Annotated in this window: 9 protein-coding genes and 3 tRNA genes; 5 read left to right on the top strand and 7 right to left on the bottom strand. The window is 44.8% G+C overall.

The window, feature by feature from the left end; all coding sequences use genetic code 11:
• The first annotated feature begins 105 nt into the window (after window positions 1-105).
• The 3 genes from EK374_RS10120 (at window position 106) to EK374_RS10110 (ending at window position 554) form a co-directional block, all read left to right on the top strand.
• A tRNA-Met gene (locus tag EK374_RS10120) sits at window positions 106-182 on the top strand.
• A gap of 166 nt (window positions 183-348) precedes the next feature.
• A tRNA-Met gene (locus EK374_RS10115) sits at window positions 349-425 on the top strand.
• Window positions 426-477: 52 nt separating this feature from the next.
• Window positions 478-554, top strand: a tRNA-Met gene (locus EK374_RS10110).
• A gap of 166 nt (window positions 555-720) precedes the next feature.
• On the opposite strand, the gene EK374_RS10105 is transcribed toward EK374_RS10110, so the two are convergent.
• The 7 genes from EK374_RS10105 to EK374_RS10075 form a co-directional block, all read right to left on the bottom strand.
• Window positions 721-1,401, bottom strand: a complete 681-nt coding sequence (locus EK374_RS10105; RefSeq protein WP_127022776.1) for a hypothetical protein — start codon at window positions 1,399-1,401, stop codon at window positions 721-723.
• Window positions 1,402-1,605: 204 nt separating this feature from the next.
• Window positions 1,606-2,753, bottom strand: a protein-coding gene (locus tag EK374_RS10100; protein WP_127019341.1) for an IS3 family transposase whose coding sequence is annotated in 2 segments (ribosomal slippage) — window positions 1,606-2,516 and window positions 2,516-2,753 — 1,149 coding nt in all. Because the reading frame shifts where the segments join, the coding sequence is not laid out codon by codon here.
• A gap of 713 nt (window positions 2,754-3,466) precedes the next feature.
• On the bottom strand, window positions 3,467-4,651 hold the full coding sequence (locus EK374_RS10095) for a class I SAM-dependent methyltransferase (RefSeq protein WP_127022773.1): 1,185 nt from the start codon (window positions 4,649-4,651) through the stop codon (window positions 3,467-3,469).
• A gap of 65 nt (window positions 4,652-4,716) precedes the next feature.
• Window positions 4,717-6,219 (bottom strand): DNA recombination protein RmuC, encoded by a 1,503-nt coding sequence (gene rmuC, locus EK374_RS10090; protein ID WP_127022770.1) that lies wholly within the window; start codon window positions 6,217-6,219, stop codon window positions 4,717-4,719.
• 35 nt (window positions 6,220-6,254) lie between these two features.
• Window positions 6,255-6,674: a putative periplasmic lipoprotein gene (locus EK374_RS10085; RefSeq protein ID WP_127022767.1), complete on the bottom strand. Its 420-nt coding sequence runs from the start codon at window positions 6,672-6,674 to the stop codon at window positions 6,255-6,257.
• Window positions 6,675-6,863: 189 nt separating this feature from the next.
• The gene (locus EK374_RS10080; protein ID WP_127022764.1) at window positions 6,864-7,790 is read right to left on the bottom strand and encodes an electron transfer flavoprotein subunit alpha/FixB family protein; all 927 of its coding nucleotides are present in this window, start codon (window positions 7,788-7,790) and stop codon (window positions 6,864-6,866) included.
• Complete coding sequence (locus EK374_RS10075) at window positions 7,790-8,539, bottom strand: electron transfer flavoprotein subunit beta/FixA family protein (RefSeq protein WP_127022761.1); 750 nt, start codon at window positions 8,537-8,539, stop codon at window positions 7,790-7,792. The genes EK374_RS10080 and EK374_RS10075 overlap by 1 nt, the downstream gene beginning before the upstream one ends.
• Window positions 8,540-8,768: 229 nt before the next feature.
• Here EK374_RS10075 and EK374_RS10070 point away from each other — a divergent pair, with 229 nt between their 5' ends.
• Both EK374_RS10070 and EK374_RS10065 read left to right on the top strand, forming a co-directional pair.
• A complete protein-coding gene (locus EK374_RS10070; RefSeq protein ID WP_127026508.1) occupies window positions 8,769-10,397 on the top strand; it encodes an electron transfer flavoprotein-ubiquinone oxidoreductase in 1,629 nt (542 codons plus the stop codon).
• A 379-nt stretch (window positions 10,398-10,776) separates the two neighbouring features.
• Complete coding sequence (locus EK374_RS10065; RefSeq protein WP_233280394.1) at window positions 10,777-12,861, top strand: hypothetical protein; 2,085 nt, start codon at window positions 10,777-10,779, stop codon at window positions 12,859-12,861.
• The last annotated feature ends 12 nt before the right edge of the window (window positions 12,862-12,873 follow it).

The raw sequence follows: 12,873 nt of genomic DNA, 5'->3' as shown, positions 1-12,873 counted from the left end.
TATGCGTTTAATTATTGCGCAGTCAGTTCACTTCTTTGGAATTTCCTGATATTAAGCCTTGCACTGCTAGGGCAAAAGCTCTACTATGCGCCCCGCAAACACGGACGCGGGATGGAGCAGCCTGGTAGCTCGTCGGGCTCATAACCCGAAGGTCGTCGGTTCAAATCCGGCTCCCGCAACCAATTCGTGACAGGCGTTGTAAAGTAATTTAGCCCTCGGGCTCCTCTTTATAACCCCGTGGCGAAGGGCGACGGTTCAAATCCGGCTCCCGCAACCAACTTAAGCAATTAAGTAGAACGTGAATGCACTACACGCCTTAACAGAAATTACTTAACGTTAAGATACGGACGCGGGATGGAGCAGCCTGGTAGCTCGTCGGGCTCATAACCCGAAGGTCGTCGGTTCAAATCCGGCTCCCGCAACCAATAATGTGTATGTTTTAAATCATGATAGTTACTGCTCAACTATCAATACGGACGCGGGATGGAGCAGCCTGGTAGCTCGTCGGGCTCATAACCCGAAGGTCGTCGGTTCAAATCCGGCTCCCGCAACCAACTTTAAGACCGACTTTTTAGTCGGTTTTTTTGTGCCTAAAATTTTGAGTTTGACCGATTAAAGTCCTGTCCCTTTAAATACACTATGACTGCAAAGAGCGAGATGCGGACATTAACGCTGAGTTCAGCTGCAAATATACTTAGTGCTACGTGTCTAGCAACTAAATTATTGATAGTTACTTTTGTCAATTGCAGCGATTTTAAGCCCGTTTTTGTCATCAACAATGTAGAAAATTGCCTTATCCCAGTATTTTTCCATTAAATTTGAATGGATACTCTTATTTACTTTGTTTTTCTCAATTAGCAGAGACTTGACCGTCTCAATGGTTGCAATTCCTGCACTAATCTGACTTTGACAAAATTTCAATATAAAAACAGGAGGTAGGCATCCCCCAACCCTGAATGTTATATATCCGTTCTCTTCCATTTCCATTCTTGAATGGAATTTCACATTGTCAGGGGTCCCATCAATATCTTTAATAAAACTCCTCAGTCTTTCAAAAAGTTGGACACCCAACGCAAAATTTTCTTCACTAGATATAAAATTTGTAATCTGGTTAACCTGGTTACAATAATCATTGATTGAAATTGGTGTTACTGGGTATCGAGTTTCTCGAATAATATAACCACCTAAAACTTCTAGCAAATAATGTTCTTCATTCGATAAAGAAAAGTGCAAATCCAATGCAATATTTAACAGGTTGTGACTGTATGATTTAACTTTTTTCTCGAGTAATTTTTTAGGCGCATTTATAAGTAATGACACAATGCCCGATTTCAAAAGTAATTCGATTGCATATCCTAAGATTAGTACACTAGACTTATTAGCAGATTCCTTAGCATTCAATATTTCAAAAACTTCTTTTGAAGTTAACTGTTCTCCATCAACCTTTTTTTTAACATGTAAGGTATCGAATTCTAATTGCTTTTTGAGTGCACATTCTCTTAATAACTTGGCACTGATAAGCTTCCCATCAGCCTCTTTAACCCAGTCATATTTATTGAATATACCGTTTTCACCACTAGATCTTAATGAATCGCCACCAATAAACTAGACACTTCCCAGCCGTTCTTGGTAACGGTTTTCATACTCTACCGGTGACAGCAGATTATTGGAACCATGTTTCCGTTTACTGTTGTAAAACATTTCAATGTAATCAAACACATCACTTCTGGCCTCATCACGCGTCGTGTAGACTTTCCGCTTGATCCGCTCTCGCTTTAACAACTGGAAGAAGCTTTCTGCCACTGCATTGTCATGACAGTTTCCGCGTCTGCTCATGCTGCCTTGTAAGCCATGAGTTTTCAGGAATGCCTGCCAGTCATGGCTGGTGTATTGGCTCCCTTGGTCGGAGTGAACCATCACCTGTTTTTTAGGCTGACGTCGCCACACGGCCATCAGCAATGCGTTCAGCACAATATCTTTGCTGATTTGGGAATGCATCGACCAGCCAACAACCTTGCGCGAGAACAAATCCACAACCACAGCCAAATACAGCCACCCCTCATGCGTGCGGATGTACGTGATATCAGTTACCCATACCTCGTCAGGCACTAACGGATTAAACTGCCGCTGCAAGCGGTTCGGCGTAATGATATGGCTGTCCCCCTTACGTGATCTGGGTTTGCGATATCCAACCTGTGCTTTAAGCCCTTCGGATTGCATCAACCGGTATACCCGGTTAATGCCGCAAGACTCGCCGAAATCACGTAAATCAGAATGAATTTTACGGTAGCCATACACACAACCAGACTCCAGCCAAAACTGTTTTATTAATCCTGTCAGCCGCCGGTTTGCTTTATCGCGTTTCGACAGCGATGCCTTACTCCACGCATAGTATCCACTGGGATGCACATCCAACATGTTACAAAGCCAGCGCACCGGCCAGCTGTCGCAGTGTTCTTTAATGAAGGCGTATCTTAGTCGGACAGCTTTGCGAAGTACGCCGCGGCTTTTTTTAGAATGTCGCGCTCTTCGGTGGCTCGCTTCAGCTCTTTTTGCAGTCGCTTAATCTCGGCCTGAGCGTCAGCCAAATCATTATGCTGTTGTTTGTCAGGACCGTACTTTTTAATCCAGGCGTACAGGCTGTGCGTGGTGATATCGAGCCGTTTGGCAACATCCGCAACTGAATGGCCGCGATCAACGACCTGCTTAACTGCTTCGATTCTGAATTCTTCGGGGTAACGTTTACTGCTCATAGGCACCTCTCTTTGAGTTAGTTTATCTAACTGAAAGGTGTCTAGGAAATTAGTGGCGATTCAGGGAGCACTAAACGAAGTTCCTGACGCGTTTTTAGTTATATCTTTCTGCGTAGGTATTTCATTCTTTTCCTTTTCTTCACCTGACACTCAGTGTTCTCCCTAAAGTTAACAGTTGTATATTGTGCCAGCACACTTTCTCTGCTTCTACCAGATGAAAAACCAGCGTTACCGTATTAATAAAAAACAACTAATCATTGCTAGCTGCGACACAAACGCGTGTTGGCACATTATTACTTTTATCTGGCCTGTTATTTTCAGGTCGGTCCACTCTAAGTTTCTAAATTAGAATGTTTTCTCTTTTTCAGCAACAGAAAAATGTGCCCGTTGATTTGCTCAAAGTGTGCCTGTTTTATGGTAAAAGCAAATAACACTGTGTATTCGTGCGTCCAGATGTATAACCGATGTCCGCAATTGGCACAAAGTGACGATGCAAAAGAACTTAGAGAATGGTCGGACAACTACGTTAGCAGACCCTGTCCAGTTGGGTGAAGGCGGGATTTCAGCAAGTCAGTAGTCTGACTTGCTGCCGACTGAACGGGTTTTGCTCTGCAACCCCCCGGAGTGCTGGACAGGAGCCTACAGGGATGTATTTACGGCGTGTGTGCGTTGTAGTTGCCCGCTCCGTTATGAGGCAGAAGAACGGGCCTGAATCACTCCGACTGCAGCAATAACTCTTCAAGACAATGCTGCTGAATACCGTAGAAGCTTTTGATCTGTTGCACCTGAGCCAGAATTTGTTCGCGGCTTTTCGGCTTTTGGCTTTTAACCGCCAGGATCATTTTGTTTTTGCTGGTGTGTTCCAGAGAGATAAATTCAAACACCTGAGTGTCATAGCCATAAGCTTCCAGCAGCAAGGCACGCAGGCTATCGGTGAGCATTTCGGCTTGTTCACCTAAATGGATACCGTGTTTGAGCATAGGTTGCAGCAGTGGCGGGCTGATCAGTTGCGGCCGCAGTTGTTTATGGCAACAAGGTGAACACATAATCATCGAAGCGCCAGTGCGAATGCCCATATGAATGGCGTAATCCGTAGCTATATCGCAGGCATGCAGCGCTATCATCACATCTATGCCTTTGGCCTGAAAATGTTTGACATCGCCCTGCTCAAAACCAATGCCCTGCAAATTTAAATCACAGGCGACACCATTACATAAATCCACCAGCTCCTGACGCAGTTCGACACCTGTCACTTTGGCATCAAGCCCTAACTGGTGCGTCAGGTAGTCATGCACCGCAAAGGTTAAATAGGCTTTGCCCGAGCCAAAGTCGGCAATATGCACAGCAGGTTTTTGTTTTAAACCGGTTTGATTTAAAGCCCGGTCAAAGACTTCGACAAACTTATTAATCTGCTTCCATTTGCGCGACATAGCGGGCACCAGCTTATGGTTGGCATCAGTCACACCAAGCTTTTGTAAAAAAGGCCTGTCCAGCGTCAGAAAACGCTGTTTTTCTTTATCATGCGTCAAGACTGTGCCGGTTCCAGCTGTTTGCTTAATAGCTTTAGTACTGCTTAACACTTTGCCTTTTTTGCTGACACTCAATTGGGTTTCGCTATCCAACGCTGTGAAATGGGCAGCTTTAAATTCTGTACCCAATAACTGCTGAATAAGCGCAAGACCTTCATTTACGGCAAAGTTTTTGGTGATATCGCGGGTTTTATGCCGGTATAAAAAACTTAAATGCGCAACATCTTTTAACACCACAGGCCGTACTTCAATTCGCACCAGGCTGGTATCCTCGCCCTGATAACTGCTTAACAGCAGCTTTTGCCAGCTGCTGTTTTCAAGCTTTTGTGTAAGGAGTTGGATAAAGGCGCTGAAATCTGAAGTACTCACTGAAATTCTCTGCAATCAAAAAAGGACGCTAGTATAAACCTGACAACTCAAAGCTCCATAGTGCTTTATGGCGCCAACGAGATTTTTGCTTCTGGCACAGCGTCTGAGTCAAACTCAATCTGCGATTTTTCGACAAAATACTCTGGCAGCTCAGCCTGAATGGCTGGCGTTAACTCTTTAAATTCATTGACCTGTTTGACCAGATTCGCCCTGCCCTTATACAGCTGACTTTCAGCAGTCTCATAAGCTTCCTGCGCTTTGTTTAAGCTCTCTTTCACCCGTAAAAAGGTGGTCAGGAAGGTGCGAAGTTTATTAAATACCGCATCAGCACGTTTGGCCAATTCAGCCGTGTGCTTATGCTGCTCTTCGTAGCGCCATAACTGCCGTACTATATTCAGGCTGGTTAACAAAGTGGTTGGCGTCGCCACCAGTACATTTTGATTCAACGCTTGCTGAAACAAAGTTTCATCGGCTTTTAGCGCTTCAACAAAAGCCGACTCTATAGGCACAAACATAAAGACTAAGTCAGGAGAATTCAGGCCTGGTAACTTGTGGTAATTTCGGTCTGAAAGCTCTTTAATACGGGCCGCCATAGATGCCACATGCTCCTGCAGCGCCAGTTTACGCTCTGTATCGTCTTCTGAATTGATATAACGGCTATAGGCATTTAAGGAGACTTTGGCATCAATAATCAAATGTTTGCCTTGGGGTAAAAACACCACTAAATCAGGCCGCAGTTTATTGCCATCTTCCTGAGTCACAGAAAACTCGCGCTGATAATCCTGCCCCGCCCTCAAGCCTGAACGCTCCAGCACATTTTCCAGCACCAGTTCGCCCCAGTTGCCTTGCGTCTTTTTCTGGCCTTTTAAGGCCACAGCCAGTTGATGCGCTTCTTCGGTGATCTGCTGATTGAGGATTTTTAAATGCTGCAGTTCGTGGTTCAACAGTGCCTGCTGCTGGCTGTCTTTGAGGTGAATATCTTCCACTTTACTTTTAAAGGCATCTAACTGCAGACGAAACGGATTCAATAAGCTGTTTAACGCTTCCTGATTAGTCGCCTGGAAACGCACCGACTTATCTTCAAAAATTTGCTGTGCCAGCTGCTGAAATTCAAGACTGAGTTGTTGTTTGCTGTTTTGCAACAACGCCTGTTGCTCAGCAAAATGCTGCTGCTTTTCTTTTAAACTGATTTGCAAAGCGCTGTGTTCGCGCTGCAGCTGCATATAATCCTGCTGCTGGCTCTGGTACTGCTGTTTTAACTCAGCCCAGAGTTCTGATACCTGCTGATACTGGCTTTGGCTACGGGCTAATTCTGCGGCGTATTTCTGCTGCTGATAACTTAGATCTTTAAAGTCATCCTGAGCTTGCTGCAGCTGCAGGTGAATTTGTTGCAATAGCTGTTGATCGTGTTGACTTTGCTGAGCCTGAAGTTGATTTGTAGTTTGAAGCGAGGTTAATTCTTGCTGTAATTGAGTGGCCTTTCTGCGGCAGTAGGCGAGCGCCCAAAAACTAAAAACCAAAACCACAGCCAAAACAGCACTTAAAACGAACAAAGGTTGTATGGTCATGGTTCTCTCTGAATATTTTTCTTAACTATAAGCAATTAGCTGGCTGGCTGCCCTATTACACATTTCTGCGCTACACAAGCGCTCTGTGGCGGCACCAACATCTGACAAGTTGACATCAGGCCAAGCTTTTCATTTTGCTGCTTTTTTAGCTTCTGGTATCGCTCGTTGGTGTAGCTTAACATTTTTTCATCTGTATGCTGTGTGGAGTACGTCAGAAACTGATCTGGCCCGCCGCAAGGGCGAGCACCTACTCCAATCACTTTGCACTGATTGTCTTGCTGACATTCTTTATTTTCGGTTAATCGTTCCAGTCTTAATTGTAACTGACGGGTGTCGAGCTGAAGTTGCGCCAAAGGACCATCAAGTTGAGTGGTCAGACTTTCTTTATTGGCTGGCACTGTCGCGCATCCTGCAAGTGACAACACAAAGGCTCCGAGAATTAACGTTTTTTTCATTTTTTATCTCCTGAACAGCTCGCTCACCCAAATGGCGAAAAGCCTTGCAACAGCGCATTAGTTGCCTATCTTAGAGATCGAAATCAAAGGGGACAAGAGAGTTACAGAAGAAATTTGTAAGCAATTTATTAACTTGAGTAAAGAGAGCCAAAGCAGGCCCTCTTTACTCAGATCAAATGATGCTAAAAGTTAAATTTTGGATTCGAGCTCAGGCAAAATCGCAAACAAATCGCCGACCAGACCATAATCCGCCACCTGGAAAATAGGCGCTTCAGGGTCTTTATTGATAGCAACTATCACTTTAGAGTCTTTCATACCTGCCAAATGCTGAATAGCACCGGAAATACCCACAGCAATATACAAATCTGGCGCAACAATTTTACCTGTCTGGCCAACTTGCATGTCGTTTGGCACAAAACCAGCGTCTACTGCTGCGCGTGAAGCACCGATAGCAGCCTTCAGCTTGTCCGCTATACCGTTTAACAGCGCAAAGTTTTCACCGTTTTGCATACCACGGCCGCCAGAGATGATGACCTTAGCGGCAGTCAGTTCAGGGCGCTCTGATTTGGTCAGCTCTTCACTGACAAAACTCGATACTCCCGCCTCTTTGCTAAGGCTGATCGTTTCAACAGCAGCGTTGTTGCCTGTATCCACAGCGTCAAAAGCTGCAGAACGAACAGTCAGCACTTTAATGGCATCGCTGCTTTTTACTGTAGCAATGGCGTTACCCGCATACACAGGACGCACAAAGGTGTCGGCGCTTTCAATGGCTATCACATCGGAAATTTGAGCAACGTCTAACAAAGCGGCGACACGGGGTAAAAAGTTTTTACCATGTGTAGTCGCGCTGGCGACCACATGTTGATAATCCTTCGCCAGTTCTGTCACCAGTAAACTGATATTTTCAGCCAATTGATGCTGATAAGCTGCTGAATCAGCATGCAGTACCTTGCTGACACCTGCCAAAGTGGCTGCTTCCGCTGCTGCGGCGGCAGAGTTAAAACCTGCCACTAGCAGATGAATATCGCCGCCAATCTGGCTGGCTGCTTTCACCGCTTTGTAGGTATCTGCCTTTAGGCTCTGATTGTTGTGTTCCGCTATCACTAAAATGCTCATCAGATCACCTTCGCTTCTTGTTTTAATTTGGCTACTAACTCATCAACAGAGCTGACGATAACACCCGCTTTACGACTAGCAGGGGCTGTGACTTTGACGGTAGTCACGTTAGAACTTAGGTTCACACCGTAGCTGTCTGCCGCTTTTACATCTAAAGGTTTTTTCTTGGCTTTCATGATGTTAGGCAGTGAAGCGTAACGTGGTTCATTTAAACGCAGGTCTGTTGATACCACAGCTGGCAAAGTAAGTTCCACTTGCTGTAAACCACCGTCTATTTCACGGGTTACTTTTACTTTGCCATCAGCCACGACCACTTTGGATGCAAAAGTGCCCTGACCCATCCCAGTTAATGCTGCCAGCATCTGGCCTGTCTGGTTGTTGTCTGAGTCTATGGCTTGTTTACCTAAAATCACCAGTTGTGGCTGCTCGTCTGCCACTACTTTGCTCAGTAACTTCGCTACTTGCAGCGAATCTAAGCTTAATTCAGTTTCAATCTGTAAAGCACGATCCGCGCCTAAAGCCAAGGCAGTACGCAGTTGTTCCTGTACCGCAGCAGGACCGATAGAGACCACCACCACTTCTGTGGCAATTCCTGCTTCTTTAAGCCGCACCGCTTCTTCTACCGCAATTTCACAAAACGGATTTAGTGCCATTTTGACATTTGCTAAATCCACACCACTTTGATCGGCCTTTACCCGTACTTTGACGTTGTAATCTATGACCCGTTTGACCGGTACTAAAATCTTCATAAAAACCCCATTCGGCAGTTACGCTCAGCACTAAGTTGACGTTAAGGTAAAGCTGATTATTTCCAGGTCATCAATCTACTTACTGTTGACGTTAACGTCAACCTGAAATACCCTAGCAAGCGCAGAAGATATGAATTTTATGTCAAGTTAATCATCCATCAGCAGAATAAGGCAAAAAGCCAGACAAAAAGGTGGATAAGTTGAGGTTGTTGTGGTTGAACGTGAATCGATGGAATTTGATGTTGTTATAGTTGGTGCAGGCCCTGCAGGTTTGTCTACCGCTATCCGCATAGCCCAACAGGCCAAAACAGCGGGCACTGAAATAAGTTTGTGTGTCGTTGAAAAAGGCTCTGAAGTCGGAGCCCACATTTTATCAGGTGCTGTGTTTGAACCCCGCGCTTTAAATGAGCTATTCCCCGACTGGCAAAAAATGAATGCACCCGTTACTGCAGCGGTTACGCATGACCATATCTATTTATTAAAAGACGAAACTGCCGCGCAAAAGTTACCCAATTTTCTGGTGCCAAAAACCATGCACAATGAAGGCAACTACATTGTATCCATGGGCAATTTATGTCGCTGGTTAGCCACTCAGGCTGAGCAACTGGGTGTTGAGATATTTCCAGGATTTACCGCTGCAGAGTTACTGATTGAAGATGATGTAGTCAAAGGCATTGTTACAGGTGAAATGGGTGTAGCCCATGATGGCAGTCATAAAGACAGCTACGTACCTGCGATGGAGCTGCGTGGCAAATACACTGTTTTTGCAGAAGGCTGCCGTGGCCATTTAGGTAAAGAATTGATTTCCCGCTTTTCGCTGGATAAAGACCGTTCTCCTCAGCATTATGCTCTGGGCTTTAAAGAAATCTGGGATGTGCCGGCAGAGCAGCATCAACAAGGTTTAGTGGTGCACAGTGCTGGCTGGCCATTGCAACAGGATACCAGCGGTGGTGGCTATTTGTACCACGCTGAAGGTCAGCAAATTGTGGTAGGTTTAATCGTTGATCTGAACTATAGCAATCCACATCTGAGTCCTTTTGAAGAATTTCAGCGTTACAAACAGCACCCTGTTATTAAACAGTATTTGCAAGGTGGAAAACGTGTGTCCTATGGCGCCCGCGCTATTGCCAAAGGTGGCTTGAACAGCTTACCTAAAATGACCTTCCCTGGTGGAGTTTTGGTGGGCTGCGATGCTGGTACGCTGAACTTTGCCAAAATTAAAGGCAACCATACCGCGATGAAATCCGGCATGCTAGCCGCTGAAACTATTTTTGCTGCACTGCAGCAAGGTCAAGCCGGTACTGATTTAACTGAATTTGCACAGCATTTCGAGCAAAGTTGGTTATTCGATGAATTGTTCAGAAGCCGTAACTTCGGCCCAGCTATGCATAAATTTGGTTCATTTTGGGGCGGTGCTTTTAATACGCTGGACCAGAATATCTTTGCCGGTAAGCTGCCTTTCACCTTAAAAGACGACACTTTTGATCATCAAACCTTAAGGCAAGCCTCTGAAGCACCAAAAATTCAATATGCTAAACCGGACCAGGTTTTAAGCTTTGATCGTTTGTCTTCGGTGTATTTATCCAACACCAACCATGAAGAAGATCAGCCCTGCCATTTAAAATTGGCTGATACTTCTATTCCGGTGCTGGTGAACTTAGCCTTATATGACGAACCGGCACAGCGTTATTGCCCTGCTGGTGTTTACGAAATAGTGGAAGAGCACAATCAACCACGACTGCAGATCAATGCGCAGAACTGCATTCACTGTAAAACCTGTGATATTAAAGACCCACGCCAGAACATCACCTGGGTCACACCTGAAGGTGCCGGCGGTCCAAACTATCCGAATATGTAGGGCCAAATATGTAACGATCAGGGGAGATGGGATCAGAAGCAAACAACTAAAATCGACAGCTTCTGATCCCATTTATTTCTGCGTGTGGCGGGATAACAGCGGTATTTTTCAGTTTTCTTTTCTTGATTATCAAAAAGTTCAATTCTCTTCAATGATTTTGCTGTACTGTTCTTCATGCCAATTGTAATAATAGGCAGCTAAGTCTATGTTTATGACTCGAATAGATAGCAGAACAGAACAATAAAAATAGCCCGGAAGGTCATCCATGAGTACAAAAGTGATAAAAAGCAGCGCCGGTAAAGACGATGTCAATTTAACAGTGCGTCCATTCTCTGCGACTGAAACTGAAGCTGACCTGAATTTTGGTTCAGGCCGCTACATGTATTTCACTGAACGCGACCTGAGTCGGATCTTGTCCAACCTGGATGCCTTACGAAATAGTGTTTTCCCTATTCCAGCTTCCGAAGTGGAAGATGTTAACAGACGACAACAACAGTTCCCTTCTGTCTGTTTAATAGGTTTAGGCCGATGTGGCTCCAATATAGCGCTGGACGTGGCTTCTCTTGTGTATAACGCCCGCAGCTTTTATATGAACGAATTTAATATTGAAGAGCGTCAGCAAAAAGAAACCGAATACCGCCCTGTGCGCTGGATTAAAAAAGGTTTGAATCTGGATAAATCTCATCAGGTCAAACCCGTATTCCTGATCGAACCTTTGGTGATGCTGGGCGATTTGGATAAAGACATTGAAGGCCGGATTCGTTTTTCTCACAAGGGTGAAAAATCCAATTTCCTGCAAGATTACAACAAAATGAAAATCATGGACTTGTCGGAAGTTCATGCCGGTGGTGCAGGTAACGCTCCTATCCTTGGCCAATACCTTGCCAAAATTATACTGAACAAAGATACGCAGAAATTCTCCAACCCGGACTGGAAATTCATTCACTCTTATCTGATTGACTCCTGTGGCATCAAAGCCAACCAGTCCCGTTTGTATTTTTATATTTTCAGTGCTGGCGGTGGTACAGGTTCTGGTATGGCGTCTGAGTTTGGTTTGGCCCAGCAATACGCTTATATGGCGAAAACCTTCGACACCAGACCAGAAACAGAAAACGAAGCCAACGCTGGCCACTCTTTTGTATTTGAACCTATCTTCACCAGCGGTATCTGTATTCTGCCGAATATTACCGATCACGGCGTGGAGATGTCAGAAGCTTTACATATCAACTCAGGTCGTTTGTTATGTAAGTATCTGGCAGAAGAATGGGATTTCTCGTACAACCTGGAAAATGAAGACAGCGCCGAGTCCAGCGTGATGCACCGCATTCGCCCATGGAATGCGATGATGCTGATTTCTAACGACATTATGCGTTATGCCGAAGAAACCGATGATGGCGAAATTCAGCATATTGATGTGAATGCGATGGAAAAATATGCCAACCAGTATATTTCCCAGCAGATTTTCAACATCCTCACAGCTCAGGCTGTGACTACAGACTACGACGAAAACTACTTCCGCCGTGCCGGCATAGACATTGGTGAAACCATACGTTTAGACGCCAACGACTTGTTTATGAGTCTGGCTGGCCCTGTCGCCGTGGCTTATGCGGAGTCTGTGATCCCAAGCACTCCTGCTGCTGTGGATAAACTGAAACTCTTCGATAAAAACAGCAACAGTGGTTTGAACATTGACGATCTGTTTTTCCGCTCCATTGACCTGCCCCACTTTAACAAAGTGACACAGGCCATTGAAGGCATCAGTTTATTGCCTATAGAGTCTGGTCGTTACCGTGAAGCTTTAGCTTCTTATGTGAAAAGTGGCTACGATCCAAAAGACTTAAAAGATCTGCATTTCTTTAAGAACTGCTCGTCTGTGGTCTCTATTATCTCGTTACCGAAGGACTACAAACTGTCGTACATGGATTTAAATCGTCTAAAAAGCCATTTAAATACCCTGTTCCCAAACACTACCTTAAAACGTTATGCATTGGTCATTGGTGCTTCAGCCAATATCTCGCTGACCACTTTGATTGTTAAGAGCCCGTGTTTAAGCGACGACTTCCTGACGCTGATTGTGTCTTTTATCAAACGTTGTTTCGCCAAAGACGACTATCGCTTTAATGATTCGCTGGACAAAGCCATGCTGGACTTTATCCGTGATGAACAATTCGATGAACAGCGTTTAGATGAAATGCTGCATGAGTTTGAAAATCCGGCAAAAATACTTGATACGAACTGGTATGCGATCAAGCCAATGTACGAGAAAAAATACCGTGAGCTGATCCGTAATAAAGACAAATTTGTCTCTATTAATGACATTCGTTTATCCCGCGACAGTGTGAAAAAATCTATTCATTACCTTCGTGAGATTTACCGTCATAAGATCAGTAAAACTAAGGTTATTTCACTGAATAACCTGTCCGATAAAGTGACCAAATCGGAACCAGGAGCGGACAAAGCCTGAGCATAAGGCCTC

The organism is Rheinheimera mangrovi, from assembly GCF_003990335.1.
Classification (GTDB): Bacteria; Pseudomonadota; Gammaproteobacteria; order Enterobacterales; family Alteromonadaceae; genus Pararheinheimera; species Pararheinheimera mangrovi.
The sequence above is the reverse complement of the archived record's forward strand: the minus strand, read 5'-3'. Positions and strand labels throughout refer to the sequence as shown.

Coding starts and splice junctions, on each gene's coding strand:
- rmuC (WP_127022770.1), bottom strand. CDS start 6,219: ATGACCATACAACCTTTGTTCGTTTTAAGTGCTGTTTTGGCTGTGGTT.
- EK374_RS10085 (WP_127022767.1), bottom strand. CDS start 6,674: ATGAAAAAAACGTTAATTCTCGGAGCCTTTGTGTTGTCACTTGCAGGA.
- EK374_RS10080 (WP_127022764.1), bottom strand. CDS start 7,790: ATGAGCATTTTAGTGATAGCGGAACACAACAATCAGAGCCTAAAGGCA.
- EK374_RS10075 (WP_127022761.1), bottom strand. CDS start 8,539: ATGAAGATTTTAGTACCGGTCAAACGGGTCATAGATTACAACGTCAAA.
- EK374_RS10070 (WP_127026508.1), top strand. CDS start 8,769: ATGGAATTTGATGTTGTTATAGTTGGTGCAGGCCCTGCAGGTTTGTCT.
- EK374_RS10065 (WP_233280394.1), top strand. CDS start 10,777: ATGTATTTCACTGAACGCGACCTGAGTCGGATCTTGTCCAACCTGGAT.